This window comes from Histidinibacterium aquaticum, from assembly GCF_008710275.1.
Taxonomy (GTDB): domain Bacteria; phylum Pseudomonadota; class Alphaproteobacteria; order Rhodobacterales; family Rhodobacteraceae; genus Oceanicola; species Oceanicola aquaticus.
Window position 1 is genome coordinate 503,046 of the sequence record NZ_VYQE01000001.1, and the last position, 26,257, is coordinate 529,302.

Genomic DNA, 26,257 nt, shown 5'->3' on the forward strand with positions numbered 1-26,257 from the left:
GGCGCGATCAGAGCGGGCGCCACATCTCGACCGCCGGAAAGTCGATCCCCGGGGCGAGTGGCACGACGGTGTTCCCGATCCGGCGAAACCCCAGCGCCGCGTAAAAGGGCTCTGCCGTCAGCGTGGAGACGCAATGCATCCAGCGCCGGCCTGCCGCACGCGCCTCGGCAAAACTGTGCAGAAGCAGCGCGCGCCCGATCCCCCGGCGCAGCGTGCTGTCGCAGGTCACGACGTGCCGGACGTCGGCGCGTTGGCCCAACCGCCCGGGGCGGTCCGACGGGGTCCATCCGCCGGCGCCCCGGATCGCACCGTCGAGTTCGGCCACGTAATAGGTGCCGCTGGCGAGCAGCCGGGGCTGCGCTCGCGCGATCATGGGCACCGCGGTCACCAAAAGGGACGGCGGGTAGTCGGCCTTGAGAAGTCGCGGATAACTGCGGGCGAAGAGCGCGTCGAGTTCCGCCAGGTCCGAGGGACGGGCCGGTCGGATCCGCAGGGCCTCGGCCGCGTCAGGCGCGGGGGACACGGCGGTCGTTCACGCAATGAGGATCGGTCGTCATGGCCTCTCTCCCAAAACGAAAAAGGGCCGCGCCCGGTGGCGCGGCCCTTATCGAAGTCGTCCGGAGGCGAAGATTACTTGATCTTGCCTTCCTTGTACTCGACGTGCTTGCGCGCCACGGGATCGAACTTCCGTACCGTCATCTTCTCGGTCATGGTGCGCGCGTTCTTCTTCGTCACGTAGAAGTGCCCGGTCCCCGCGGTGGAGTTCAGGCGGATCTTGATGGTCGTCGGCTTCGCCATGTTAAGGGCTCCTGCTCCGCGGGCTCTTGGCCCGGCGTGAAATCCGTTGAAGCCCGCCTCTTACCGATTGCGCCCGTCATGTCAACCGGGATGGGCGGGGAAAGGCGCGCGGACGGCCTGTAAGCCGGATTCTGTTCCCCGGGCGTGCCCGGTTCGATGACCATTCCTCTGGACGGCCCGTTACCGGACCGCCTCCAGCTGCCAACCCGGGCCTCTCGGGTCAGGCTCCCCTGCCTTCCGGCGCGAGGCCCCTATTCGGCATTGCTCCCGGTGGGGCTTGCCATGCGGTCCCGGTTGCCCGGTCCCCGGTGGGCTCTTACCCCACCGTTTCACCCTGACCCCGGCCTGCGGGGCGGACTGTTCTCTGTGGCGCTCTCCCTGGGGTTTCCCCCGCCGGGCGTTACCCGGCACCGTGCCTTCATGGAGTCCGGACTTTCCTCCCCGCTCCCGGAGGAGCGAAGCGGCCATCCGGCCATCCGCGCGGAGCCCAGCTAAGGGCCGGAGGGCCCGGGGTCAATGTGCGTCAGTCGGGCCGGACAGGCCATCGGAGGGCGAGGTCCTCGGCCATGGCGAGGTCCGTTCCGTCGAAGGCCCCCGCCTCGGGGCGGAAGCGCTGCCGGAAGGCGTCGAAGAGCAGCGTCGCCTGGCTGCCCCGGTAGCCGAAGCCCGTGAGCGCCGCGGTGAGTCGCGCGAGCCGTTCCGGCGTGGCCTCTACCAGCTCGGGCGCGGCGCCGGTCTCGGGCCAGACCGAGAGCCCCTGCTCCGCCAGCCGCTGCCATGGAAAATGCGGGCCGGGGTCGCGCTTGCGGGACGGGGCCATGTCGGAATGGCCGATGACCCGTTCCGGCGGGATCGCGTGACGCTCGAGGATGTCCGAGAGGAGGCTCTCCAGGGCGGCAACCTGCACCTCGGCGAAGGGATGATCGCCCCGATTGTCGAGCTCGATGCCGATGGAGCGTGAATTGACGTCCGTCACAGGGCCCCAGGCGCCCTGCCCCGCGTGCCAGGCGCGCTGCTCTTCCGCGACGAGCTGCAGCAGGCTGCCGTCCTCTCCGATCAGGTAGTGAGAGGAGACGCCATGCTCGGGCGCGCAGAGCCGCTCGAGGGCGGCGTCGCAGCTCTCCATGGCGGTGTAGTGCAAGACGACCATGTCGGGCCGCACCCCGCCGCGCCGATCGCCGAAGTTCGGCGAGGGGTGCCAGAGCGCCCCGTCCGCCATCATGCCGCTCAGCCGCGGGCGGCGCGGAACGGCGCCGGATCCCAGCCGCAGGCGAAGCCGTCGCCGTCCGGGTCGAGGCCCCGGCGGTCGCGCTCCGGTCCGCCGCGCGCGAGGAAGTCGCGCTGCGCGGCGTCGGGCGTGCGGTACTCCGCGCAGTTGCGCTGGAACCGGCCCTGCGAGGGGGCAAAGCGGCGGTAGATCTGCTGGCCCCGCGCATTGGTCGTCTGGAGGGCATAGGCGACGATGTTCGGGCCCGCGTCCTGAGTGCGCTCCGGCGTGTTGCCCTGCACGACGCGGTAGTTGGCCTGCGCCTGCTCCAGCCGGGCCGCGTCGCCCTCGATCGAGCGACGGTCGGAGACGGCGTCGAAGTCCTGCTCGTCGGAGAGGCCGGGGTTGTTCACCAGAACCGGCGCGGCATTGGTCGGCGAGGCCTCGACCTGGACCGAGCGACCGGCCTCAGCCAGCGTGTCGCGCTGGCGCGGGAAGCCGGGCGGCGTGGCGGCCGGGCCGGTCGGCGGCGCTGCCACCGCTCCGGGCTGGGCACCGATTCCCGCCGAGGCGAGATCGTCGAGGGTGATGGAGCCGTCGGCGGAGCGGGTGGCACCGGCGGAGGCGACGGTGCCCGGAACGCCGGTCACCGGCACCCCGGCCGAAGGAGAGCCGGCTGCTCGGGCCGCCTGTTCCTGCGAGTAGGTCTCGTAGTCGCCGAAGCCGACGCCCGGCCCGCTGTCGGGCACCTGGGGCCCGCAGGCGGCGAGAAAGAGTGCCACAGCCGTCAGTTGGATCCGCATTCCGCTATCCCGAACTCCATGTCGGAGCGTGGCTTACCACCACTTCGTGGGTTTGGAAACGAAACCGGCGGCCTGCTCCAGCGCGTAGGCGGTATTGAGCAGATCGGCCTCTTCCCACGGCCGACCGATAAGCTGGAGACCGAGCGGCAGACCCTGCTTGTCGGTCCCGGCGGGCACCGAGATGCCCGGAAGGCCGGCCAGGTTCACCGTCACCGTGAAGACGTCGTTGAGGTACATCTGCACCGGGTCGGCCTCGGTCATCTCGCCCAGCCCGAAGGCGGCGGAGGGCGTCGTCGGCGTCAGGATCGCATCGACACCCTGGTCGAAGGCCTCGTCGAAGTCGCGCTTGATGAGGGTCCGGACCTTGCGGGCGCGGTTGTAGTAGGCGTCGTAGAAGCCGGCAGAGAGGACGTAGGTGCCGACCATCACGCGGCGCTTCACCTCGGCGCCGAAGCCCTCGGCGCGGGTCTTCTCGTACATCTCCACGATGCCGTCGCCCTGGTCCAGCTTGGCGCGGCGGCCGAAGCGCACGCCGTCGTAACGGGCGAGGTTGGAGGAGGCCTCGGCGGGGGCGATGACATAGTAGGTCGGCAAGGCGTACTTGGTATGCGGCAGCGAGATGTCGACGACCTTGGCGCCGGCATCCTCGAGCATCTTGCGGCCCTCGGCCCATAGAGCCTCGATCTCTTCCGGCATGCCCTCCATGCGGTACTCGCGCGGGATGCCGATGGTCTTGCCCTTGATGTCGCCCGTCAGAGCCGCCTCGAAATCGGGGACCGGCAGGTCGGCGGAGGTCGAGTCCTTCTCGTCGTGGCCGCACATGGCGGACAGAAGGATCGCCGTGTCGCGGACGTCCTTGGCCATGGGCCCGGCCTGATCGAGCGACGAGGCGAAGGCGATGATACCCCAGCGCGAGCAGCGCCCGTAGGTGGGCTTGAGGCCCGTGATCCCGGTGAAGGCGGCGGGCTGGCGGATCGAGCCGCCGGTGTCGGTGCCGGTCGCGCCGAGGCAGAGGTCGGCCGCCACGGCGGAGGCCGAACCGCCGGAAGAGCCGCCGGGCGTCAGCGACCGGTCGTCAACCTTCCACGGGTTCACGGCATTGCCGTAGGTCGAGGTCTCGTTGGACGAGCCCATCGCGAACTCGTCCATGTTGAGCTTGCCCAGCATGACCGCGCCCGCGTCCCGCAGCTTGGCCGAGACGGTGGATTCGTACTCCGGCCGGAAGTCGGTGAGGATCTTCGAGGCCGCCTGCGAGGGCACGGCCTCGGTGCAGAACAAATCCTTGATGCCGAGCGGGATGCCGCAGAGGTCGGGCGCGTCGCCGGACTTGATGCGGTCATCCGCGGCCCTGGCGCGCTCGGTGGCGATCTCGGGCGTCTTGTGGACGAAGGCGCCCAGCGCGTCGGCGGCGTCGATGGCGCCGAGGCAGGCCTCGGTCAGCTCCAGGCTCGTCACGTCGCCCTTGCGGAGGGCGTCGCGGGCTTCGGCGATCTTTAGTTTCGTCAGGTCGGACATCACTCAACCACCTTCGGCACGGCAAAGAAGCCCTCACGGGCGTCGGGGGCGTTCGACAGGACCTTCGCGGCCTGCGAGCCGTCGGTCACCACGTCCTCCCGGCGCTTGAGCCGCATGGGCGTGACGGAGACCATCGGCTCCACGCCGTCCACGTCGACTTCCTGAAGCTGCTCGATGAAGCCGAGGATGGTGTTGAATTCCGAGGCGAGCGCCGGAAGCTCGTCCTCCTCGACCCGGATGCGGGCGAGATGTGCGACCTTGCGGGCGGTGCTTTCGTCGATGGACATGGGGCCTCCGTTGAGGGGTCGCGACCGTCTAGCGCGGCCGCCGGGGGCCTTCAAGGCATGGCGCGGCGCGCTCAGCCCGCCTCTGCCGCCCGGCGGGCGCGCATGTGCCGCCGGTAGACCTCGATCATCCAGGGCAGCATCACCGCGTTCAGCGTGTGCCAGAGGAAATGCGTCCCCCAAGGGAACCAGTCGCAGACCATGAGATCGACCGACCGAACGGCGATGGAGACCGACAGCAGCGAGGCCCCGGCCACGAAGCCCCAGGCCGTGGCGCGGTTGCGCCGCGCGACGACGGGCGCATAGGCCAGCAGCAGGACCGGAACCGTCCAGTAGAAGTCCGAGATCCGGAAGAAGGCGACCCGGTCCAGCGCCGGCACCAGCACAGCCGCGTAGGGAAAGAACCCGGCCGTCGCGAGACCGGCCTTCCACCAGATCAGCCCGAGCACGTCGCGGTTCACCGCGAAGAGGTAGACGAGGATGAAGATGCCGATGGGCGTCGTGTCCGCCGTCGAGGCCCAGAGCGTCGCCGTCGTGTGAAAGAGGAAGGACCCGATCGCGATGAGGCCAAGGAGGATTGAAAGCAGGACCGCCAGCGGCAGCCCCTGCCGCCGGACCCGCAGGAACATCAGCATCGCGCCCGCCAGGTAGAGCCCGTTGGTCAGCGCGTTCAGCGGCTCCGACCAGAAGGTGAAATCGGTCCGCTCGCAATAGACGTCGATCTGCTGCGTCCAGTCCACTGGTCCCGTCCCCTCTTGCGACTAGTCTAGTTGGCAAGAACCCACCGGAGACGCACCATGAAAATCACCTGGCTCGGGCATTCCGCCTTCCGCATCGAGATCGGCGACCAGATCCTGCTCATCGATCCCTGGCTCGAGGGCAACCCCTCGTTTCCCGACGAACGCCGTGCGGAGGCCATCGACCGCGCGACGCATATCCTGCTGACCCATGCCCATGGCGACCACGCCTCCGAGGCGCTCGGAGTGGCCGAGGACACCGGCGCACCGATCTGCGCGATCTTCGAGCTTGCCGAGAAATGGATCGAACCGGCGGGATACGAGGCCAAGGGCTTTTCCAAGGGCGGGACGCTGGAGCTCGGCGACGTGCAGGTCACCATGGTGACGGCGCATCACTCCTCGTCGCTCGACTTCCTCAACAACCCGCCGCCAGCCGGGGCCGAGGCCGGGTTCGTGATCCGCGGCGAGGGCCATTCCATCTATGTCTCCGGCGACACCGACGTCATGGCCGACATGGACGTGATCGCCAAACGCTACGCGCCGGACATCGGCATTCTCTGCGCGGGCGGACACTTCACCATGGACATGGAGGGCGCGGCCTGGGCGGCGAAAACCTACTTCGACTTCAAGACCGTCATCCCCTGCCACTACAAGACCTTCCCCCTGCTCGCGCAGAGCGCCGAGCCGCTGGTGAAGGCCCTGCCGGACGTCGACGTGAAGACGCCGGAGGTGATGGAGCCGGTCGAGATCTGACCGATCGGAACGCAGGGTCGGACGTGGCGAATCCCGGCGGGCTCCTCTAGTATGTGCCCATGGTCGCCCTACAAGATATCGCCCCCACCGCCTTCCTCGGTGTCGAAACCTCGCTGAACGGCCGCCGCTGGGTCGGCCCGGATGCGGGCGCCGACCGGGCGGCGGAGGCTCTCGGACAGGCCACCGCCCTTCCTCTGGCCGTCTGCCGGCTGCTGGCCGCGCGCGGCATCGAAGCGGCGGGCTGCGAGGCCTACATGGCCCCTGCCCTGCGCGACCTCCTGCCCGACCCGCGCTCGCTCAAGGACATGGAGACAGCCGCGGAGCGCTTCGTCTCCGCGGTCGCCAGGAAGGAGAGGATCGCGGTCTTCGCCGACTACGACGTCGATGGCGGCGCCTCGGCCGCGCTGCTGCTCGTCTGGCTGCGCGAGCTCGGGCTCGAGGCGACGCTCTACATCCCGGACCGGATCGACGAGGGCTACGGCCCCAACGCCCCCGCGATGGCCGAGCTGGCCCGTGCGCACGACCTGATCCTCTGCGTGGACTGCGGCACGCTCTCGCACGATGCGCTCGCGGCGGCGCAAGGCACCGACGTGGTCGTGCTCGACCACCACCTTGGCGGCGAGACCCTTCCGCCCGCCCTCGCCGTCGTGAACCCAAACCGGCAGGACGAGGGCGGTGAGCTCGGACACCTCTGCGCCGCGGCGGTCGTCTTCCTGATGCTGGTCGAGGCAACCCGGCAGCGGCGGGTCGCGGGTCTCAAGAGCCCCGACCTGCTCGGCCTGCTCGACCTCGTGGCGCTGGCGACCGTCGCGGACGTGGCGCCGCTGACCGGGGTGAACCGGGCCTTCGTGCGGCAGGGCCTCGCCGTCATGGGACAGCGGCGGCGGCCCGGCCTGGTCGCCTTGGCCGACGTGGCCCGGCTGGACGAGGCCCCGACCTCCTACCACCTGGGCTACGTGCTGGGGCCCCGGGTCAACGCCGGAGGCCGGATCGGTGCGGCGGACCTCGGAGCCCGGCTCCTGTCTACCGCCGACCCGCACGAGGCCGCGGCCCTGGCGGAGCGGCTCGATGCTCTCAACACCGAACGGCGTGAGATCGAGGCGGCCGTCCGCGACGCGGCCCTCGCGCAGGCCGAGGAGCGTGGGCTCGACGCCCCGCTGGTCTGGGCCGCGGGCGAGGGCTGGCATCCCGGCGTCGTCGGCATCGTCGCGGCACGCCTCAAGGAAGCGACGAACCGCCCTGCCGTCGTCATCGGACTGGACGGAGAGATCGGCAAGGGATCTGCCCGGTCCGTAGCGGGCGTCGACCTTGGCGCGGCGATCCAGCGCGTCGCGGCCGAGGGCCTGCTGCTCAAGGGCGGCGGCCACAAGATGGCGGCCGGCCTGACCGTGGAGCGCGACCGCATCGAGCCCGCGATGGAGCGTCTGTCCGAGCTTCTCGCCCGGCAGGGCGCCGTACGCATGGGTCCCGCCGACCTGCGCCTCGACGGCATGCTCATGCCCGGGGCGGCCACCATCGATCTCTGCGAGGCCCTCGAGCGCTGCGGACCCTTCGGCCAGGGCGCCCCCGCCCCGCGCTTCGCCTTCGCCGACATGGCGATCGGGCAGGTGCGCGAGGTCGGCTCCGGCCACCTTAAGGTCGCGTTCCACGACGGCATGGGCGCCCGGCTCGAGGCCATTGCCTTCGGGGCCTTCGAGGGGCCGATGGGCCAGCGCCTCATGGCCCACAAGGGCGCGCGCTTCCATCTGGCGGGCCGTCTGGAGATCAATAGCTGGCAGGGGCGCCGCAGCGTCCAGGTCAAGCTGGAGGACGCCGCCCCTGCCTGACGCAAGCGGAGGTGAAAAATCCGCAAGAATCCCCTTGCACCGGCAAATCCCTTTGGCTAATCCACGCCCCACGCCAAGCGTGGCCCGTTCGTCTATCGGTTAGGACGCCAGGTTTTCAACCTGGAAAGAGGGGTTCGATTCCCCTACGGGCTGCCACTTCACCCTGATATCTAGTTGTAATCATTGACGCCTTGCGGGCTCTGCAAGATCCGTCCCGCCACTTGTCCCACCAGCGAGCATAGGTTCGGACCAGATTTGGGGCCGTCTGTGCAGAAAACCCGCTCTTTACTGCCGCCGTGATCTACGGCAACCGATCCTGAGTCCTAATCTCCCGCATCCTGCGACTCCCGGAGCTGGCGGGCTTCTTCCTCGGCTTCCCGTTGGCGTCGTTCGGCAAGAGCCGCGCGAGCCAGCGCGCTGTTGAGCTGTTGGCCGAGGGCCTCGAACTGGACGTCTGCGGCTCGGTCCTCTTCTTCGGCCATATTGAGTAGTGACTGTAGCGAACCTACTTGATCGCGGAGTTGGCTAAGCTGCTCGTTCAGAAGGGCGACCTGCCGCTGCGACTCGGCCGAAAGAGCTTCCTCCTCGGTGAGCGCACGATTGGCTTGAGCCAGCAAGCGCTCTCGGCGCTCAGCGTCTTCCAGCCGCTCCGTTGCTAGGCTCTCCGCTTCTTGTGCTCGCGCCATTGTATCGGACAGGCGAGCGCGTAGGCTGTGGAGTTCTTCCTCCACTTCAGACCTAGCAAGAAGCGCCTCGGCAAGGCGGTCTTCAAGCTGCGCTCGCGTGTTGCGATCCCCTGAAGTCGCGGCCCTCAATGAGGAGAGTTCTGCAGAAAGTGCTTCGCGAGCCATCACGGCGGAAGCTAGACGCCTCTCGACTTCCGCAAGTTCTTCGTCAGCTCGCGCCAAACGCTCATCCGCGAGAACGATTTGCTGCTCTCGCTCAATCACCCTCTGTTCGAGGGAGGAGATGCGACGCTCAACCACCTCATCAAGCTCTTGGGGTTCCAGTGCCATCGCAACCGAAAGCTCCGTCGACACATCGACGCATTCGCCCTGAACCAAGGCTCCATCCTCAAGTCGAAGAGCTCTTTCGTCGAGGAACTGGAATACTGCTCCGTCGAGTACCGCAGTCACTGTCCCGCTTTGGTTAGTAACCGAAGAACCCGGCGAGGCCAGTAGAACAAGTGAACCGTCCGGCTCAGGCTGGAATACGAAAGCCGAAGGATTCTCATCAAAAATACACATATAGGATAGAAGAGAGGGGCTATCCTCTCGCTCTAACTGCTCCTGCTGCCCAAGCGCGAGACTCCCAAGAACGAGACCGAGCCCGGTCGAAACCCAAAAAGTAAAGCGACCGACAATCATGAAGCGAATTCCACCCAATGCGCGCATCCCATCCACTTATGCCTTAATGTTCTCAGCCCTGAGCAAACGGTTAAAGTCGAAGTGCTCTACGTTCTCGCGGTCGCAGAGCTCCGGAATTCGTATTTTCTTCTGGCTAGGAGTGGTATTGCGCCTCTCCATGCTTGCGACTGGCAACCGCAAAGTCGCCCCAAGAGCAACAATTGAGCAATCGTTCAAGCCGACTGTGCCCTTTCGGTTTCCGTTGTATTCAGATATGTAATCCTTGTATTTTGTTCTGTAGCCTTCGAATATCTTCAGATACCTCCTCCAAGCCCAAGAACCGACACCAACTTCCAAACAACACTCTTGCTTCGCATTTCCTAGCTGCTGGCCGACTTGACCACCAATGGAACCGTCGAGCTCTTCCCAAATCTCGACATTCCAGCAAAAACTACCGACATCTATTAAGTGACCAATTTTTTCCCAAAGCGAGACATGGATATCGGGAGGCATCTCCAGTAGAGGATTCGAAATCCAAGAAGTATCCAGGCAGTATTTAGGCATCAAGAAGAAACATCTCGCCTGATATCCTCCAAATGCCGAAAGTTCTTTATTCCCATGAACTCCGCCGCATTGTGGGCAGATATTGCGCCAGCCGCCCAAGCCTCCATCACCAGACCAGTATAATAATCACCAAGCTTACTCTTATACCGCGAGCCATAGTAGGGGCTTCGGGCTGGTGGCGGCTCATATCCCTCTTCTTCTTCTATGAATTGGGGGCGCTTTATTCTCCAGTAATACTCCGCCTCAACATAATTGAGCGCAACAAGACGAATTAGCATCGCCTGCCGACTCACGCCAAATAGGGATGCCATCTCCGAGATAGTGTCGTCGGAGATTTCGTGATGCGGACTCTCAGGAACTGACAGGAACCTCAGCACCTCAGATGCTGGCATTAGAAATGCTGCAGCAAACCTATTACACCACCCCTCAACCTTCTTATTGAGGTTTCCGGTTCTCCCAAACCTTGGGTAGGAACTAATCGCACTTTGCCGAAGGATGATGTGAGCGAATTCATGTGCCAGAGTGAACGCCTGAGCGCCAGGCGCCTCATTTCCATACACAATGATCGGCAGTGGCTCCGCATACAGACAGAGGCCGCGAGTTCGAAGCCTTCCAAGAGAGCTATATTTGAGCACCAGAACATTGCATGATGAAAAATATGTTCTAACTATATTCGGCAGCTTATATTTTTCTGATCGCGGGAGACTTGTTTGCTCGTCCGGCGAGAATCCAAGAAAATCCCTAACGCGAATTGAGGCATCCTCTACATCGTCAGAGAGCTTTGAATAGAGTTTCTCTGGGAAAGGTGCAGGCGCTTCACCGAGTAGATCAAACAGGTCAAAGGCGTTCAGCCGTTGCTCCTCTGCCCAAGATTGAACCTGTTGCAGTGAATGCGTTTCCGCCGGGCCTGCAGGCTTCCTATGGAAGCGAAAATCGGGAACGAGACTAACCTCTGGGAGGTCAGGGACCTCGTTTGCGAAGAACTCTAGGAATGGTCGATGGTAGTGCTTGGCTAGGATTCGCGCTTGTCTGGGGGTCGGTGAGTCGTCGCCCTGCTCCCAGTCAACAACGCGCGACGGCCGGACGCCCGCCTTTGCGGCGGCATCCTCAACTTCGATACCTGCGCGCACTCGCGCCCATGCGAGTACTTGTGGGTTGATCGGAAGCTTTGCGCTCGCTGCGGCCATGGACTGAATCTAGTGTGTCATGTGCGCCTAAGCTAGTTGGTCGGCGGCATGACGCGGCTAGACTGCGGCAGTTTTGAATCATTTGTTCGTCGGGATGCTGTGTCTGCTTTCGGCCCTGCGATGCGACGCGTCAATATTCGCTATGAATGCGCCAGGACCAGCGGCGGCTCCTGAGGGAAGCTCCGGATGTCGAACCACTTGAACCGCGTCCCGTCCGGGTTGGACTTGTCACCCGAGGCGATGCGCAGCCCGTTCGCAGACTGACGGATGAGCGCGGCCCGGAAGGCACGCAGGTCGATGAGCCACCATCGCTCAATGTGCCTCTCAGAGGCGTCAGAGTGGCCGTAGAAGAGCCAGTCGCCCGCGCCGTTGACTATCTTCGCGAGCTCCGTCTCCGCGCCTGAGGGGACCTGGGAGCGGATCGTGAACTGGAACGGGTAGCGGTCGGCGTAGCCTGGTCTACGCACCCGTGCTGCGATCCTCAGGTCCCTGCCATCGAGGACCATGAGGTCCGTGGCCTGGTGCATGTCGAAGGGGTCTGCTGCGACGTCGAGCAGGTGGGCGCCAACGATACGCCTGATCTCTGGGATGAAGCGGTCGGACCACGACCGGTTGAAAGCATAGCCGTCAGGGTAAGCGTTCATGAACGAAAAAGCCCACAGCTGGAAGCGCGCGGCAGTCAGGTGGAAAGATTTCTCGGGAGCCCGGAAGCTCCCGAAATCTGATTCATCGGTCCCGTGATCTTGTTCATCTTGAGCGAGTAATGGGGACAGCGGGCGGTTGGGGTGTTTCTGTCCACCGGCCCCGCACTGTTGGAGAGCGACAGAGCCGGTGGCGGGGGCGCCTAAGCTGCTCTCTGCTCCTCGACCACCTGCCGATAGGTCGCCATGACCTGCTCGACGTTCAGCTTGTCAGCCAGAGCGATGCGGAGAGTGGCGGTCAGGGCGCTCAGTTCGGCCCGGCTCAGCCCTCGGACCGCATCGAGAGTATGCTCGTCCTCGAGCTTGGACCTCTGCATGAGCTTGACCAGCTTGTCCTGACAGCCGTGCATGAGCCAATCCAGGTCGCCGCCAGCTTCCCGGCAGAAATCGATCAGCTCATCGGTGAGGCGGGCGGCTCCGTGGTCTTCCGCCTGAACAGGGACCGGCTCCATGCCAGCCAAGCCGGCCAGCATGTCCACGCGCCGCTGCACGACGAGCTGTGACATGGCCTCGTTGTGCTCGCGGAAGGCCAGCGCCAGGGGGCGCACATCCCCGGCGAAGAGCCAGTCGAGACAAAGCTCCTGCTCGTCGGAGTACTGCAGCAGCTCATCCGTGGGCGCGCCGTCAGCGTCGACCAGCGACGCGGGTGCCTCGGTGTTGGTCCACCCGGCGAACTGGGCCAGCCGGGCGCGGGCTTCGATCAGGTCGTTGTTGGTCATGGTCGTCTCCTTGTTCGGAATGGCGGGGAGAACCCCGGTCTGGCCGGTGCGTTGGCTCAGTCGAGCTTTTCGAAGTCGCGCTTGCGACCGGCGAGGGTGTGTGCGCCGTAGCGCAGGGTGGCGAGGAATCGGGTCTCCGGGTCGTCCATGATCGAAGCCCAGATGTCGGTCCCCGGCGTCACGTCGAGGGTCTCGCGCCACTTCACGTCGAGCATCATGGCGAGGCCCTCCGGCGTCCTGGGCGGGGTCTTCTCGATTTCCCGTTCGAGCTTGATGAGGGCGTCAATGGCATCGCCAACGCGCGGGTCTTCGGGCATCCAGCCGCTCTCCTCCATGTTCGGCGTGGAGTTCAGAAAGTCCCGGATGCGCATTTGCCGCTGCGCTAGCTCGATGACCGGGTCGTCCTGCTCAAGGATGCGCTTGGCTTCGCTGGTGAGCGCTTCGAAGGCGCCCTCGGGAGGATCGCCCGCAAGGAGAGCGGCCACCTTGCGCAGCACGTCCTGCATGGTGCGGGCTTCGACCTTCACGAGGTCGGCGGCGGCGTCCGCGACGTTGGCGGCTGCCTTGTCACGGTCGGCTTCGGCTTTCGGGAGGCTGTCGGCAAAGCTCTTGCCGTTCACCCCGTTCGGCATGGTCTCGGCAAGGCGGCGAAGTCCCTCGACCTCGGATTCTGCTGACGCGAGGCGCTCGCGGAGGTCGGTCAGCGTCTCGACGGCCGCTTTCACGGTGTGGGCCTTGTAGTGCATGTGGGTTCTCCCTGGATCGAGTGGCTCGCCGGCTTGAGGCTCAGGCGAAGGTGTGGACTTGGCCGTTGGCGGCGATGCGCGAGATGGTGGCGAGGTTGATTGAGCGGCAGACTCGCTTCTGGGCGTCCCAGACCGGCATGAGGTTCGGATGGCGCTCAGCGCGCGTCTGAGAGGCCCTGCGGCCCGCGTCCGAGGCGTCTTCCCCCTTGAGGCGGGACCGCAGCGCGTCGGGCTGCACGGTCATGGTGCGCTCGGCTCCGTCCTTCTTGGTGAAGGTGACGGCGACAAAGCGGCCGGTGCCGGTGGCGATCAGCTCACGCTTCGCGGCGAAGTCCTCCCGCTCGCGGGCCCTGGCGAGAGCGCATCGAAGCTTGGCGAGGCGGTTGGCGCCATCGATGCCGATGATGCTGCGGTTCTCGATGTGCTCGATTTCCCGGGACAGGCAATCGACCGAGCGGGCCTCGAGTTCGGCCTTTGCGCGGGCGAGTTCCATGCGGGTCTTGGCGTTAACCCAGGCCTCCCGCAGGTAGCGGCGGAAGAGCGGGCGGAGGAACAGGCGGGGATTGTGGGCCAACGCCTCGTGGGTGCGGGACCAGGCCTCGGACATGATCGCGGAGAGGTCGTAGGTGGCGCTATGGTCGGCTACGGTCATCTTCGGGATTTCCTTAACCAGTGTTTTGTTCTACACCTCATATGTATGTAGATACACACCGCGTGTCAACACACAGTGTGTATCTTACAACAAAAAAAGTGTAGGTTGGAACGTATGCCTCTTCTGACTCCTCAGCTTTGCAAAGCAGCCCGGGCGTTGATCGAATGGACGGCGGCTGACCTGTCCGAGAGCTCCGGCGTCTCGTCGGACACAATCCGGTCTTTCGAGAGCGGAAGATCACGTAGCCTGCGAGGTGATAACGACGCCGCCGTCAGAGCTGCCTTCGCCCGCGAAGGAGTCCGCTTTCTTGACTCTGGAGAAACGGCTGAAGGAATTGGCGTCGTAAGGAAAACACCATGAAACGTGCAATCCTAGTCAGTCTCGCGTTGACCGTGGTTCTGCTTGGCAATTCAGGTGCCGCTCAAGATGCCTCCGGTCCGTTCCAGACAACATCGAACGGGAGCGGTCCTGGCGTATGGATCACAGACACGAGGAACGGCGCGGTTCGACTTTGCTTGCCCGAAGCCAACAGCGGCACGCGCACAGGCTACATCGTCGTATGCACTGACGCTGTAGAATGGAACGAAAAGGGCGGTTGACTCGCTGGCGCTCTGTTACGCTTCACTGCATGCTAATCGCGGGCCGACACCGTCAGATTATTCATAACTCATGCCTCTGAAAGCGATTGCCGCTGGCTGTCTGCACAATTCCCTACTCAGCATCACTCGCCCACTAAACTGTGCTAGAGTTGACTGGCGATAGTTAGCCGTGAGGTTTAAGAATGCGTTTCAGCCTAGTAATTTTCTCGGTCACATTGGCTTGGACCTCAGCCTGTATTGCTCAAGTCACGACAGTTGGTGACGCTATGGGCCGCTGCAGCAATCCCCACAGGCAAGGCGAAATCACCTTAAGCGGGGGACAAGAGGCCTACGACATTGGGGTTTGCTTAGGCGTTGCGAGGGGGGTCGCGTGGGTGATGATGAGCAACTGCAACGTGTATCGTCTGGAAACCGGTCAATACAACAATGGTGGTGGCCTCAGAGCAGCGCCGCCAATCGGCACTGGTGCTGCCTGGCAAGCCTTCAAAAACTGGTCGGAGGAGAATCCAGGATCATGGAACGAGCCGCTTCAATTAGGGATGACGAGGGCATTGAATGAGGGTCTTCCGTGCATCCGTTAGATACGCAACGAAGCTCGATGGCCGGGCCTGGAGTCGCCCTGCGGAACGAGGACTGACAGCGGTGTCGGCCGCGACCGGCATGGCGGCTGGCCGGAGGTCGTACCTCAGCGACTGAACTTGTGGCTCTTTCTCCAGTTGGTCGAGTCGACGCGCTGCGTCGCTCAAACCGAAGGAGAGAGCAAATGCCGAAGTTCAATCATGTTCAGGGTGCGACTGCCGTAATCGCGCTTCTTGCCCTCACCGCGCCTGCCGTGGCGCAGGACAGCTCCAGTGCCAACGGCTCTTCTGCTGACGCTGCGACCTCGGAGACCGACCAGGGCTCGGGCGGCGACCTTGCCGATGTGGTCGACGACGCGGAAGCGCCTGCGACTGACGGCACAAACCAGACTGAAGGCGCTGGCACCACAGGTTCAGCCGAAGGGAACACGCCTGGCGACACCGCCGTGGCGCCTGGCGACATGAACGTCGGCGGCATGACCAACCAGAACGCCGGGCAGACTGTGATGTTGGACATCGAGTCCTTCGCCCAGCAGATTTACGAGCGGGGCTACCGCCAAGGATACATGAGCGGCGTCTCCGACACCCGCCAGCAGGTCATGGAGCAGGTCCGCGCTCAACGCATGCAGCAGATGCAGAACGGCGAAATGAACATGCAGGGCCAACAGACCGGCAATGGTGACCAAGCATCGAACGACGCCGGGTCTGGGCCAAACGCACAAGGCACCAACCAACGCAGCGCGGCGCGCTCCGGTGGATCGATCATTGTCCTGCCGCCCGGTGTCAGCCCGGAAGCCTTCATCGAACAGATGATGCAGCAGAACCAGTAAGAGCCGCCGAGGCGATCAAACCCCAGTAGCCCGGCACCAACGCGGTGCCGGGCTTTTTTATCGGGTCTTCGCAACCCAGTACCAGAGCAACAAGCAACAGCTACTATAGCTGTCCCTAGTCGCCAGAGCCTGCTATCTGAGAATAACAGTTTTCTGCAGCTGATCTGTCCATAGCTTCAGGCCCTCCCCATGTCCTTCATAGTATTTGCGAACGGCCTTGTGCTGTTGGGCCTTGCAGCAGTCATGGGCGTGATTGGCATCTTTTTCCCGTTATCGAGAACCGTGTTCCTTGAGTCGGCGCTGCTGGCCGGGTTCATCGGTCTCTGTCTCGTACTCGTCGCGTCGTCTGATCGTCGAGGGCTTCAACGACTTCATGCTTTCCTACTAACGGCCAGCGTCTGGATCGTGGCAGCGCTGGCCGGTGCCTTGCCCCTTTGGCTCTGGGGGCTGCGCCTACCGGACGCCATCTTTGAAGCTGTGTCAGGCATCACGACGACGGGCTCGACGGTGATGGTGGGCCTCGACAACACCGAGCACGGAATTCTGCTCTGGCGGTCCATTCTCCAATGGATCGGCGGGGTCGGCTTTATTGTCGCGGGAATCGCACTCATGCCCATCATGCGCGTTGGCGGGATGCAGCTCTTCCGGACCGAGAGTTCCGAGCGCGGCGACAAGGAGATGACGAGTGCCGCTCTCTTCGCTGGCGCCACGGTGTGGATCTACCTCGGCCTGACGGCACTCTGCACGGTGGTCTACATGGCCGGGGGCATGCTGGGGTTCGATGCCCTGAGCCACGCCTTCACGACCGTCTCCACGGGAGGTTATTCGACTTCCGACGCGTCTTTCGGTCAGTTCGAGAGCAGCTACCTCCAGTGGTCCGCGACAGGCTTCATGCTGGCCGGAGCACTTCCATTCGCTTGGTACATCCGGCTCCTGAGACGTGGATCGGCTCAAAGCGAACAGGTTCGGACGCTCTTCTTGGGTCTGGCCGTCGCGATCCTAGTCATCACGACCTGGCGCGTCCTCGAGGCGCACACTCCGATCATGGAAACCCTGCGACTGGTGTCGTTCAATGTCGTCTCCGTCGTCACGACGACCGGCTACGCCACTGTGGACTATACGGCGTGGGGGCCGTTCGCGGCGACGGCATTTCTCCTGCTCACTGTCATCAGTAGCTGCACAGGCTCCACCTCAGGAGGGGGAAAGATCATGCGATGGATCATCTTTGCCCGGGCGACAGTCGTCCAGGCACGGGCCGTCCATAATCCTCACGGTGTCTTCAAGGTCCGCTACGAAGGCCAAGCCGTCGGCGATGATGTGGTCAGCGGCGTCATCTCATTCTTCGTACTGTATGCGGGAACGGTCTTCGCCCTCGCGTGGGCCCTTGGTCTGATCGGCCTCGATGCCACGACAGCCGTAAGCGGGGCTCTCACAGCCGTCGCGAACGTCGGGCCTGGAATCGGCGGCGTGATCGGTCCGGCAGGCAACTTCTCCTCCCTACCCGACCCCGCCAAGTGGCTGCTCAGCTTCGGCATGTACGCAGGCAGGCTTGAAATGCTGACCGTTTACGTGATCCTTTTACCGAGCTTTTGGCGCGAGCTGCCTCGCTGACCGGCCAATAGTGACGCGCCAGACTAATGCGCGAACTCCGAGCGCCGCTCGACCAGCCCAGAGCGCTCGCAGAGCATCCCGACATAGACCTTTACGCTAAGTCACATCTTCGGTGACACTGAAGCAGGTTGGTGATATGCGATCACTAGCCGTTTGGGGACGCGGCGCGGGAAGGCACTGCAGAGGACGGGACGAAGTGTTTGATTCCCTGGATGGGAGCAATCCGGGACGGCACGAGCGATGCAATATCTGCGAGGACTCGGGCCAGGTCGTTGATGCAGTTCCGATCATCCGCCTCACAGGTCCACGATACGCCGTTCTCCTCTGCCGAAAGCGGTGCTTTGCTTGCGTCGCAAGAAACCATGCGGACTGCGGCGGGAACCTGCTTTCGGCAATGGTAACCCTCTCCCTGTGCGACGGGAGAGAGTCTCTCGACGTCGCACCAGTGACATCTTGTCCGCTCTGTCCGGTTTCCGGAGACGGCTGAAGACGGTCAGAGGGTCCAGAGGTCTGGAACGATGGGTGCGCGATAGCGTGTCTTCTTGCGGCTGGCAGATTGCTGCTGAGCCCGAGGGGCCAAGCTGAGCCAGCACTACCAGAAGCGTAGAAAGCGGGGGAGTTTCACGCCTCGCCGGATGCCTTGGGCGCTTTCGCTACGCACGATGCCTCTGAGTTTCTTCCGCCGGTGGAGGACCGCGACACGTTCGACGAGTACCGCTCCAACGAAGAGCGCGACGTAAATCGCGGTGATCACCCGGCCCGCAGTCTCGGTGGCACCGCCCACGATCCCACTGAAGCCGAACACTGACGCGATAACTGCGATTAGAAGGAAGGAGACCTTCAAACTCATATCGATGCCCTCGCTAACCGATACAACCTACGCGACAGAGCTGTCGGGGGGAAGTTGCGGTGCCACAGCCCAGTAAAGTGTAGAGTCGCGGGTCGCCACCTCGACCGCTGTCCGATTCCGCACCAACGGTCCCAGCGATGCCCGAAAAGGCTCCGCCTTAATTGTCGCTCGGGGGTCTGGCGCGCACTTGGGCATCCTGTTGGACGCGCTGACGGCGAAACCAATCTACCGACCTGACGCAGACCACGAACAGGAAGAGCGCCAGATGAACGATGGTGATGAGACGGGCCGAGGCTTCGGTCGAGCCGCTGGTAACCCCCGAATAGCCGAACACCGCTGAGACAGCTGCAATGAGCAGGAGTATCGATGTCAGTCGCAAGGTCGCTGCCCCTCTGTCTTTGCTGCTCTCTCGGAACCCGACCAACTGCTTACCTTGCGTCAAAACCAGATGGCCCCCCTTCCGGTTCCAGAGGGTTCGCTTCCGTCGAACCCAGCCGCTCTCGACACCCAACGCAGGGCGTGAGAAGCATCTATCGGTGGCACAAACCTGGTTGCCGCATAGTGACCGAATGACTCGCCCCGGCCCGAAGGTCGGGGCCTTTTTCGTCGCCTTAGCCCGGACGGAATGTTCGGTTCCGTACTGGGACGATCCTGAACCACACCGATGCTCCGTGCATTGCCGTACTAGCCGCTGCGGCTGTCATCGGTACGCGAACGGTTCCCGCTCTGCTCCGTGGAGTGGTCGCCGCAGCGGCACCCACCTACTGAACGGATACTGACGCATGACCGATCAGCAGCGCGAAAAGGTGACCGCCACGGATGGCGAAGGTCGCGAATATGAAGTTTACCTCGAAGGTGACGGCGACAAGCCGAACGCGCGGCTCGCATCCGGTCTGACCGTGGAGGCGATCAGCCGTGACGTCTTTGCGATGCCTGCGACCGGTACCCTTCTAAGACGGGTCGATGACACCTAGCTTGTGGCTAGGACCGAAGGAGGGAGACCACGATGCAGTGCCCAGTTGACGGAACCCAGCTCGTCATGAGCGAGCGCGCCGGTGTCGAGATTGATTATTGCCCGCAATGCAGAGGTGTCTGGCTTGATCGCGGAGAACTCGACAAGATCATCGAGCGCTCGGACGTCCCTGAGGGCCCACGCCGCGAGGCTTCCGACTATGGACGCTCATCGTCAAAGAAAAAGCGAGGCGGTCTCTTGGGCGAAATCTTTGATTTCTGACGCCGCTAATTGAGCATTGCAGCCTTCAGGGCCCGGTGAAGGCTCCGCTCATCCGCAGGTTTGGCTAGCGTCGCCCGAGCTTGTCTATGGGCTTCGCTGAGCTGTTCAATTGGCCAAGCTGACACGACGACGAACGGGATACGGAAATCGGCCAGTTTCTCCGCCGCTGGCTCCGAAGTCTCTCCCCTAAGCCGCCCATCGAGGATGGCTGCGTCGAAGTTCTCGACCTCCACCAACATTCTGGCTTAAGCGTTGGAGTGAGCCATCTCGGCAGCGGTCCACCCCCAGCTCTCAATCATGTCCGCATAGTTCAGCGCTAGTATTGCCTCGTCCTCGATGACCAGGACGTTCGGCGAGCTACGAAGTTCAGTCACTTGTTCCCCTTCCATCGGGAGAAGAGACCGATTGGCCCCTGTGGGTGCAGAATGGCTGGAGAGAGGCTGGTGGCTCCAATGCCTTGGTGCGTACGTGGTAAACAAACGGTGCCGTTCAGCCGAAGGTTCCTGCACTGCAGAAGTTCAGAGGACGATGGAGGCGCGAACACCAGAGCGGAGTTCAGGAGTAGACTCCAATTCGCGCCTCGCACCGCCTCCCAACAGCACGCTCGTGAAAACGAGGGAAGCACACGAGCGCGCTTGTCCAAGAGTAACGAGACGGGGGTGCGGATGTTCCCGCCTTGGGTTGGCCCCGAGCGCCTCTCGGCCGCTCAGCGTGATCAGAAGAAGAGCGCGAGTGCTATCGCCGGGGCCAAGACAATTGCGTGGGCGCCAATGAAGCGCACAGCGGCCTCAACCAATGCCTTGGCTTCGGGATCATTTACGTTCTGCGCCCAGGCTTTCGCGGATCGGTTCGGAATGTGACTCATGGGTTCGACTCTTCTTGAACGCCCCCCACACTCGACGCTTTGAACGGGGCACGATGCTGGCCGGTTCCCGGCTATTTGGCGGCTTATGGTGCCTGCGACCGGTCCGCGAGAACGAAGTCGGGAAAGGCTCGTAGGAACGCCGCGCCGTCCTCGATCCGGCGAAAGTGAAATGCCATGGCATCGCACCCGAAGCTCTTGGCCGTGCCCTCCGCGAAGTTTCCTACACCGACGTTCTCGCGGCACCAGCGGATCGCGTCACCTAGACGATTGCCGAGGCCTGTTGGTGGAACAAGTACCTTCACGCGGATAGGGAAAGAGAGGTCATCGCGCTGGCTGGACGGCATGGTGCGGCGAGTCATCAGAGTGCCTAGATGTGAGTGACGAGCCAGCAGAATGCCGTCACTCAACGCCCTAGCCAAGCCGCACGTCGCGCCAACCCCGCGTAGCAGTCCGGTCTACTTGATCCGAAGCTCTTCGAGGTCCTTCCCGGCTTCGACCCATTCCTTGACCCACTCGGGACGGCGGCCCCTGCCGGTCCAGGTGACGTCGCTGTTCTCGGGGTGCCGAAACTGCGGGGCTCCCTTTGACCCGGTCTTCTTGGTCTTCCCGCCGGTCAACTCGGAAAGCGAAAAGCCGTACTGCTTGGCCGCGTCCTCGGCTGCCTTCCGGGCCGCCTCGCGCTCGCGCTTGTCGACTTGCGTCAGCGCCTTCTCCACGTCCTTGCGGAGGGAGATGAGTTCAGTCCTAGAGAACTCGTTCAGGTCGATTTTTGCCATCTCTGTCTTCCGTAATCATGTTTTGAGTGGGCAATCCGAGCGTTCATAAATTTATTCAGCGCTTCAATCACCGTCTGGGGCAACATACATCAGGAACAATCAACATCGTAGACCTATTGCCAGTAGCCATCTCGGCGCAAGGATCCATAAGATAGAGCTCGCATTCAGCACGGAGCGCAGACCATGATTGAGGCCAACGAAGAGCTGATGCAGCGCCGATTCGACATCAAGATTCAGGAGCGGCGCCGCGATTGGTGGCCTATCGCGATGGCGAGCTTTGCAGTTATTCTGGGCTTCTGGAACGGCGAGGGGAATATCTGGCTTCGCCTTAGCGGGGGAGAAGCCTTCGTGGCGGTTTTCCTATTCATCATTCTGCGCGAGGTGCTCGATATCAATGTCATGCTGCTGAGACGCGACCTCGCGCGCTCGATGGGGCGATAGGCTTAACCTCACCGCCCTCCTTGATAAGACATAAGCCCGGCGGGAGACGCCCCCGCCGCCGGAGCAGCAGGGTTCGAACGCCGCATCAGCGCCTCCACGATGGCCCTGCGGTGGTCGGTGCTAGCGACCGCGTCCCTCAGGCTGTTCCCCCTGCGTCTGACCATGGCGTCCGCGACCTTGCCCACGCCCCAGCCTGCCGCCGGTAGCGCAAGGGCAGTGGGACCGGCCGCGTAGGTCGCGCCGCCGGTGATTGCCACACCGGGCAGTGAATTGAGCGAGAAGAGGCGGCCAAGGCCGCGCAGCGTCTTCACCCCGGCCCCGCCCTGGGCGATGGAGCGCATGAGGCGGACTTCCTCGTCGCTGAAGCCCCGAAGATTGCGCGGGTTTCGCAGTAAGGTCCGGAAGCGGCTCTGGAGCGTCCGCTCGAAGTTGTCGTAGTTGCTCGCGTCGTCGATGATGCTCTCGATCCGACCAAGACGGCTCATCCGGGCCCAGAGCTGGCGCGCTTCTCGCAGCATCCCGCCCTGGTCGCTCAGCTCCTCCACCGTGTCGTCGATCCGGTCGATGGCGACCATGGCAAGCCGACGCTCATCGGGGTCCAGCGAGCTGGCCGCGTTGCCCGCGATCCGGCGCAGGATTTGCATGTCACTCATGGACGCCGCGCCGCGCCTCGCCATCTCGTCCATCTCGTCCAGGACGACGCTCAGGCGGGGGTGAAGCCGGGGATGGTAACCCTCGGCGCGCAGGGCCCTCTCAGAGCCCCGTGCGAGGCTCGTGACGCTCTGGCCGGGGATTGAGCCGCCCGACCGGTCCACGGCGGCGTAGAGGCGCTGTGACGCCTCCTTGAGGCTCTCCATGGTCGGAACGGCCTCCCGGAGCACAGGATTGCGGCTCAGCGCTCGTGCAGCCCGTGAGAAGCCCTCGCCGATGCCGGTGACAGCGCCTCCACCAAGAGCGCCCACACCTGCCCCGATGGCACCGCCCATCACGCGGCTTCCGGTGTCCTCGCCTTCCATCGCGCCCATGGTGGCACCGGAGGCAGCGCCAACGCCCGCACCACGGAGCAAGCGACCTCCGACGGTGCGGGCTCCGTTGATGACGGCACTTGCTCCCTTGCCGGGTCCGAGGATCGCACCGAGCGTGTCAGCCGTGATCGCCATGGCGGGAGCCTCCTCGCGCAGCTCCTCCTGCCGCCTGCGGTAGAACTCGGTGCGCTCGTCTGCATCGCCCCGACCGATCATCTGGTCGAAGCGGCCAGCGGCTTCGTCGCCGACAAGCCCCATTGTCATCATCTCGCCAGCGCTGTTGATGGCTGCGCCGATGTTTGCCCCGAGCTGCTGCCTACGGGCTTGGTCGTTGACTTCCCAGGCCCGCGCCTCCTGCGGGGTCTGTATATTGCCGTATCCTCCGGGAGTGCTGTCCAGGTGGCCTTGTGCGGGCGTCGTGACGCCACTTCGCGCCGGGATCGAAGGCGCATCATCGAGACCCGAGCGGTAGGCAGAGCGGCCGAAGCCGCGTTGTGCCTTCGCATCGTCGGCATACTGCGTCACCGGCTGCGCTGGGCGGGGCGTGGAGGGCGAACCTTGTCCTGGAGGGGGAATGCGTACCGTCTGACCGGCCGGGGCTCCTGACGCTCCCGTGGCGCGTCTGGCGCGTTCGGCACGAGCGAGTTCGAGAAGGTCGTCAATTTGGGACTGCTGTGCATCCCGCTTCTCCTGCTCTGCGGCAATGGCAGCGCGGCCGATGGCCTCGCGCTGAGCCGGGGTCAGCTCGCCCCTCGAAGCGGCAGGAGGCGGAATGCGAACAATGGCAGGGCCGGACGGGTCCACTGGAAGGCTGGGAGCACGCTGCGGTGTGGCCTGGGCATCCCACGGCTGCGGCATTGGCGACGGCACCCGAACCGGAGAACGGGGCGAAGGTTGCATCTGCGACGGCTGCTGTGGAGCAGCTTGGCGAGCGCGCGCGGCAGCCTCTCCTGGAACGTCCGGTGCAATGAAGGTCTGCGGCGCTGCGCTCGTGGACTGCGAGGTTTGCAGCGGCGAAGCCTGCGACGGGGAAGCGACGGGCCTCTGACCCGACCGCTCCGGAAGATAGCTGGACAGAGGTTCCTTGGACGGCTGCCCCCCGAGGATCGCCCCCATTCGAAGCGGCTGATAACCGTGTTCTGTCAGCGACTTATTGGGCTGACTCCTCCTCGGAGGGTCCATGAGCAGGTTCGCAATCACGGAGATGATCCCGCCGCCTTCGAAATGGGAGCCGGAGCGTCCGGGGCCCCCACCGTCGAACATGTCGCCGATTGACTGGTATTGGGTCGAGCGCCGCTGCTGGGGCACTTTCGTCGTTGTCATCATTGGGGTGCCCTCCGGCTCTCCAGTGTTTCGTTTACCGCGAGCTTCACCCTCTCTTCGAAGGCGGAAGCTGGCTCGTCGTCGTCTGCGTCGAAGAAGTCGGTGTCGTTTGGGCCATAGATGACGACCGCTCGCCTGAAGCGTTCGACCTCGCTGCCATCTGCTGCGTCGAAGAAGGTGCGGAAGAAGACGAAGATAGGCTCATCGGCCGGGGCGCGCTTGCGCTCGACTTGCTTCAACCTTTGTTCCAGTCTCATTGGGTTTCCTCCGGCTCACAGTAGCGACGCTCCCATTCCTCGGGCGTCATCTCGCCTTCCGGCTCATCGACTCCGACCGGGGAACGCCGGATGACCAACCGCTCCTTGCCAGCCACTCTGCGGCCATCCTCGAGCTTTCGAACGCGGTGCTTGACGGTCATTGGCTTCCCTCCAGTGCAGCGATGCGACGCTCCAGTTCGGTGAGTTCCAGCGTCTTCCGGTAGCCCTCCACCAGAGCCATCACGGACGCAGCCTCGACAGGGGTGAGTTCACCTTCTGAGACAGCCCTGAGGACGGCGGAAGCGGCCTCTGAGGCCTCCTGCGCGTTGGTCATCGGCGGAAGGTCGAACTGGACCGGCGCGTCCTTCTTCGCGGGCGCGATCCGCTCCAGGCAGAGACGCAGAGCCGTGGTGTCGCCTTCGAGAGCCAGCTCGACGGCCTTCCGGGTCAGGCCCTCGGCCTCGCCTTCAAGCAGCTCTTCGACGGCGCGTGTAGTGCGGTGGCGAGCACCTGCAGGCCGTCCGGGGTTGCCGGGCGCGAAGGTGCCGTCCGGGTTGCGGCGGTCCGTTGTGGAGCCGTTGTTACGGTCGGCTGGAGCACGGCAAATGCCATGCAACGGGATCCCGTAAACATAAGTGAACACTAAACCCCTCCCCCTGTGGCTTGGGCTGCATGCAGCTCTGTGACGTTCGAGGCTGACGGACGCAGACGGCTCAGTCGGTAGGTCCGTGGCTGCTTTCCAGCGATGTGGTGCTCGGCGACAGTGAGAAGCCCAGCCTCCTGAAGCGCCTTGCGAGCCGCGAAGAAACGCTCCCGGGAAAGGTCCGTATGGCCTGCTGCTTTCATTGCGGCATGGTCGAGCGGAAAGGCCACTGCGGGTCGGTGTCCGTGTTGGCTCTGCAAGACGACGAAGAGGCCCAGGGCATCGGTGGCGTTGGGCATCGCCATGATCGCATCGAGGGCCTGCCGGTTGATCCTGAACTCGCTGTTTCGGCCTCGAAACACGTTGCCCTCCAGACGCTTCGACCACGCCCAGGCAGCAATCTTGCGAAGCTCTTCATCCGGGATGCTGGCAGGGTCCTCGCACTCGTCGTCCCGGATGAAGGCCAAGTTGCCGAAGAGTTCGTCGGTGTCATCGACGGTCTCGACCATCTGGATCGCGGCGACGCTGAGCGCGTAGTTGCGCGTGCCCTTCTCGATCCCTTGCGAACGTTGCTTTTGGCTGGGGGTCTGGAGGAGGAGTTCGGGCAGGGTGTCGGAAGTAAGGTTGCCCTTATCCTGGACGTAGCTGCCACCATCGGCCCGCACCGAACCTGGTCCGGCGACGTAGGAATTCGCGCCGCGCTTGATGTCGACCGGCAGGCCTTCCTTGCGGAGGTTCGGATACTGGCCGGACGCACTGGCTCGGTAGTAGAGATGCCGACCGCGCGGGGTACGGACGTGAACAGGAGACGCGCCGAAGCGCGCCTCCATATTCTCGATGAGCTTGGGGTCATCCACGTCGCAATCGACTACGGCAAGGCCGTCCAGGCGGACGCCATAGCAGGTGGAGCCAGTGCGGTGCATCGGCGCGAGGACACGCTTCAGCGGCAGCCGTGACTTTCCCTTGAAGCCAATGATCGGGCTCTTGCCGTCCTCCCCGCCACCGAGTGGCAGCAGGGAGAAGCCAGCGTGATGCAGACGGGCCATCTCGTCGGACGGGATGGCGGAAGGAACGAGGCGAGGAAGAGCGGTCATGCAGCATCCTCCTTCGGCTCTGGCTGAGCGTCCTGCGCTCGCCGGAGGGCGTTCAGCAGCTCGGGCAGAAGCTCCGCCTTTAAGGCGATGCCCTGCTTGCCCGGCCTCATCTCGTCCCCCGCGTCGTAGAAGACGCGGAGGTTGATCATGTCGTGGCCCTTGTAGTCGTCGCGGGACACGCGCAGCTCTTCGCGGGCGTTCTTGCGGATGCTGGCAAGGACGGTCATCGGCTCCGCCCTCCGAAGGCCAGTTCGGCCACGGCGCGAGCCGCTGGTTCGGAGAGAGCGTGACGC

Annotated in this window: 30 protein-coding genes, 1 tRNA gene and 1 other RNA gene; 8 read left to right on the forward strand and 24 right to left on the reverse strand. The window is 64.0% G+C overall.

The window, feature by feature from the left end; translation table 11 throughout:
• Positions 1-7: 7 nt before the first annotated feature.
• The 8 genes from F3S47_RS02510 to F3S47_RS02545 all read right to left on the reverse strand — a co-directional run bounded on the left by F3S47_RS02510 (position 8) and on the right by F3S47_RS02545 (position 5,347).
• Complete coding sequence (locus tag F3S47_RS02510; protein WP_223877691.1) at positions 8-523, reverse strand: GNAT family N-acetyltransferase; 516 nt, start codon at positions 521-523, stop codon at positions 8-10.
• A 107-nt stretch (positions 524-630) separates the two neighbouring features.
• Entirely contained in the window at positions 631-798 is a 168-nt protein-coding gene (rpmG, locus tag F3S47_RS02515) for a 50S ribosomal protein L33 (RefSeq protein WP_076622039.1), read from the reverse strand.
• 104 nt (positions 799-902) lie between these two features.
• Positions 903-1,278: RNase P RNA component class A (rnpB, locus tag F3S47_RS02520), an RNA gene on the reverse strand.
• Between the two features lie 43 nt (positions 1,279-1,321).
• Positions 1,322-2,020 (reverse strand): N-acetylmuramoyl-L-alanine amidase, encoded by a 699-nt coding sequence (locus F3S47_RS02525; RefSeq protein ID WP_150443629.1) that lies wholly within the window; start codon positions 2,018-2,020, stop codon positions 1,322-1,324.
• 5 nt (positions 2,021-2,025) lie between these two features.
• The gene (locus F3S47_RS02530) at positions 2,026-2,808 is read right to left on the reverse strand and encodes a hypothetical protein (protein WP_150443630.1); all 783 of its coding nucleotides are present in this window, start codon (positions 2,806-2,808) and stop codon (positions 2,026-2,028) included.
• A 33-nt stretch (positions 2,809-2,841) separates the two neighbouring features.
• Positions 2,842-4,323, reverse strand: coding sequence for an Asp-tRNA(Asn)/Glu-tRNA(Gln) amidotransferase subunit GatA (gene gatA, locus F3S47_RS02535; protein WP_150443631.1), 1,482 nt, complete (start codon positions 4,321-4,323; stop codon positions 2,842-2,844).
• Positions 4,323-4,610 carry an Asp-tRNA(Asn)/Glu-tRNA(Gln) amidotransferase subunit GatC gene (gatC, locus tag F3S47_RS02540; RefSeq protein ID WP_150443632.1) on the reverse strand — a complete coding sequence of 96 codons (288 nt, stop codon included), beginning with the start codon at positions 4,608-4,610 and terminating at the stop codon, positions 4,323-4,325. Before gatC ends, gatA begins: the two co-directional genes overlap by 1 nt.
• A 71-nt stretch (positions 4,611-4,681) precedes the next feature.
• Positions 4,682-5,347: a ceramidase domain-containing protein gene (locus F3S47_RS02545; protein ID WP_150443633.1), complete on the reverse strand. Its 666-nt coding sequence runs from the start codon at positions 5,345-5,347 to the stop codon at positions 4,682-4,684.
• A gap of 57 nt (positions 5,348-5,404) precedes the next feature.
• Here F3S47_RS02545 and F3S47_RS02550 point away from each other — a divergent pair, with 57 nt between their 5' ends.
• From F3S47_RS02550 to F3S47_RS02560, 3 genes are all read left to right on the forward strand, one after another.
• Complete coding sequence (locus F3S47_RS02550) at positions 5,405-6,097, forward strand: metal-dependent hydrolase (RefSeq protein ID WP_150443634.1); 693 nt, start codon at positions 5,405-5,407, stop codon at positions 6,095-6,097.
• A 59-nt stretch (positions 6,098-6,156) separates the two neighbouring features.
• Positions 6,157-7,923, forward strand: a complete 1,767-nt coding sequence (gene recJ, locus F3S47_RS02555; protein WP_150443635.1) for a single-stranded-DNA-specific exonuclease RecJ — start codon at positions 6,157-6,159, stop codon at positions 7,921-7,923.
• Between the two features lie 81 nt (positions 7,924-8,004).
• Positions 8,005-8,079: transfer RNA gene (locus F3S47_RS02560), tRNA-Glu, on the forward strand.
• A 167-nt stretch (positions 8,080-8,246) separates the two neighbouring features.
• Here the strand turns inward: F3S47_RS02560 and F3S47_RS02565 are convergent.
• From F3S47_RS02565 to F3S47_RS02595, 7 genes are all read right to left on the reverse strand, one after another.
• Positions 8,247-9,317, reverse strand: coding sequence for a hypothetical protein (locus tag F3S47_RS02565; RefSeq protein ID WP_150443636.1), 1,071 nt, complete (start codon positions 9,315-9,317; stop codon positions 8,247-8,249).
• Between the two features lie 9 nt (positions 9,318-9,326).
• Positions 9,327-9,833 carry a DUF4411 family protein gene (locus F3S47_RS02570; RefSeq protein ID WP_150443637.1) on the reverse strand — a complete coding sequence of 169 codons (507 nt, stop codon included), beginning with the start codon at positions 9,831-9,833 and terminating at the stop codon, positions 9,327-9,329.
• The gene (locus F3S47_RS02575) at positions 9,833-11,020 is read right to left on the reverse strand and encodes an ImmA/IrrE family metallo-endopeptidase (protein ID WP_150443638.1); all 1,188 of its coding nucleotides are present in this window, start codon (positions 11,018-11,020) and stop codon (positions 9,833-9,835) included. The genes F3S47_RS02570 and F3S47_RS02575 overlap by 1 nt, the downstream gene beginning before the upstream one ends.
• Positions 11,021-11,160: 140 nt before the next feature.
• A complete protein-coding gene (locus F3S47_RS02580) occupies positions 11,161-11,664 on the reverse strand; it encodes a hypothetical protein (protein ID WP_150443639.1) in 504 nt (167 codons plus the stop codon).
• Positions 11,665-11,864: 200 nt separating this feature from the next.
• Positions 11,865-12,440: a hypothetical protein gene (locus tag F3S47_RS02585; RefSeq protein WP_150443640.1), complete on the reverse strand. Its 576-nt coding sequence runs from the start codon at positions 12,438-12,440 to the stop codon at positions 11,865-11,867.
• Between the two features lie 56 nt (positions 12,441-12,496).
• A complete protein-coding gene (locus F3S47_RS02590) occupies positions 12,497-13,186 on the reverse strand; it encodes a hypothetical protein (RefSeq protein ID WP_150443641.1) in 690 nt (229 codons plus the stop codon).
• 40 nt (positions 13,187-13,226) lie between these two features.
• Complete coding sequence (locus F3S47_RS02595; protein ID WP_150443643.1) at positions 13,227-13,838, reverse strand: hypothetical protein; 612 nt, start codon at positions 13,836-13,838, stop codon at positions 13,227-13,229.
• A 1,362-nt stretch (positions 13,839-15,200) separates the two neighbouring features.
• Here F3S47_RS02595 and F3S47_RS02605 point away from each other — a divergent pair.
• From F3S47_RS02605 to F3S47_RS02625, 4 genes are all read left to right on the forward strand, one after another.
• Positions 15,201-15,845 (forward strand): hypothetical protein, encoded by a 645-nt coding sequence (locus tag F3S47_RS02605; RefSeq protein WP_150443644.1) that lies wholly within the window; start codon positions 15,201-15,203, stop codon positions 15,843-15,845.
• A 189-nt stretch (positions 15,846-16,034) separates the two neighbouring features.
• Positions 16,035-17,456 carry a TrkH family potassium uptake protein gene (locus tag F3S47_RS02610; RefSeq protein ID WP_150443645.1) on the forward strand — a complete coding sequence of 474 codons (1,422 nt, stop codon included), beginning with the start codon at positions 16,035-16,037 and terminating at the stop codon, positions 17,454-17,456.
• A 1,632-nt stretch (positions 17,457-19,088) separates the two neighbouring features.
• Positions 19,089-19,280 (forward strand): hypothetical protein, encoded by a 192-nt coding sequence (locus tag F3S47_RS02620; RefSeq protein WP_150443647.1) that lies wholly within the window; start codon positions 19,089-19,091, stop codon positions 19,278-19,280.
• Between the two features lie 32 nt (positions 19,281-19,312).
• Positions 19,313-19,540, forward strand: a complete 228-nt coding sequence (locus F3S47_RS02625) for a TFIIB-type zinc ribbon-containing protein (RefSeq protein ID WP_150443648.1) — start codon at positions 19,313-19,315, stop codon at positions 19,538-19,540.
• Positions 19,541-20,255: 715 nt separating this feature from the next.
• On the opposite strand, the gene F3S47_RS19270 is transcribed toward F3S47_RS02625, so the two are convergent.
• From F3S47_RS19270 to F3S47_RS02635, 3 genes are all read right to left on the reverse strand, one after another.
• On the reverse strand, positions 20,256-20,405 hold the full coding sequence (locus F3S47_RS19270) for a hypothetical protein (RefSeq protein WP_191090057.1): 150 nt from the start codon (positions 20,403-20,405) through the stop codon (positions 20,256-20,258).
• 83 nt (positions 20,406-20,488) lie between these two features.
• A complete protein-coding gene (locus F3S47_RS02630; protein WP_150443650.1) occupies positions 20,489-20,764 on the reverse strand; it encodes a hypothetical protein in 276 nt (91 codons plus the stop codon).
• 96 nt (positions 20,765-20,860) lie between these two features.
• Entirely contained in the window at positions 20,861-21,181 is a 321-nt protein-coding gene (locus F3S47_RS02635; protein ID WP_150443651.1) for an H-NS histone family protein, read from the reverse strand.
• Between the two features lie 183 nt (positions 21,182-21,364).
• Between F3S47_RS02635 and F3S47_RS02640 the strand changes: the two genes are divergently transcribed.
• A complete protein-coding gene (locus tag F3S47_RS02640; protein WP_150443652.1) occupies positions 21,365-21,622 on the forward strand; it encodes a hypothetical protein in 258 nt (85 codons plus the stop codon).
• 8 nt (positions 21,623-21,630) lie between these two features.
• On the opposite strand, the gene F3S47_RS02645 is transcribed toward F3S47_RS02640, so the two are convergent.
• The 6 genes from F3S47_RS02645 to F3S47_RS02665 all read right to left on the reverse strand — a co-directional run bounded on the left by F3S47_RS02645 (position 21,631) and on the right by F3S47_RS02665 (position 26,191).
• Complete coding sequence (locus F3S47_RS02645) at positions 21,631-23,172, reverse strand: hypothetical protein (RefSeq protein WP_150443654.1); 1,542 nt, start codon at positions 23,170-23,172, stop codon at positions 21,631-21,633.
• 797 nt (positions 23,173-23,969) lie between these two features.
• On the reverse strand, positions 23,970-24,227 hold the full coding sequence (locus tag F3S47_RS02650; RefSeq protein WP_150443655.1) for a hypothetical protein: 258 nt from the start codon (positions 24,225-24,227) through the stop codon (positions 23,970-23,972).
• Positions 24,224-24,388 (reverse strand): hypothetical protein, encoded by a 165-nt coding sequence (locus F3S47_RS19275; RefSeq protein ID WP_191090058.1) that lies wholly within the window; start codon positions 24,386-24,388, stop codon positions 24,224-24,226. The genes F3S47_RS02650 and F3S47_RS19275 overlap by 4 nt, the downstream gene beginning before the upstream one ends.
• Positions 24,385-24,870, reverse strand: a complete 486-nt coding sequence (locus F3S47_RS02655; RefSeq protein WP_223877692.1) for a DUF5681 domain-containing protein — start codon at positions 24,868-24,870, stop codon at positions 24,385-24,387. The genes F3S47_RS19275 and F3S47_RS02655 overlap by 4 nt, the downstream gene beginning before the upstream one ends.
• Positions 24,870-25,964: a bifunctional DNA primase/polymerase gene (locus F3S47_RS02660; RefSeq protein WP_150443656.1), complete on the reverse strand. Its 1,095-nt coding sequence runs from the start codon at positions 25,962-25,964 to the stop codon at positions 24,870-24,872. The genes F3S47_RS02655 and F3S47_RS02660 overlap by 1 nt, the downstream gene beginning before the upstream one ends.
• Positions 25,961-26,191 (reverse strand): transcriptional coactivator p15/PC4 family protein, encoded by a 231-nt coding sequence (locus tag F3S47_RS02665; protein WP_150443657.1) that lies wholly within the window; start codon positions 26,189-26,191, stop codon positions 25,961-25,963. Before F3S47_RS02665 ends, F3S47_RS02660 begins: the two co-directional genes overlap by 4 nt.
• Positions 26,192-26,257: the final 66 nt, after the last annotated feature.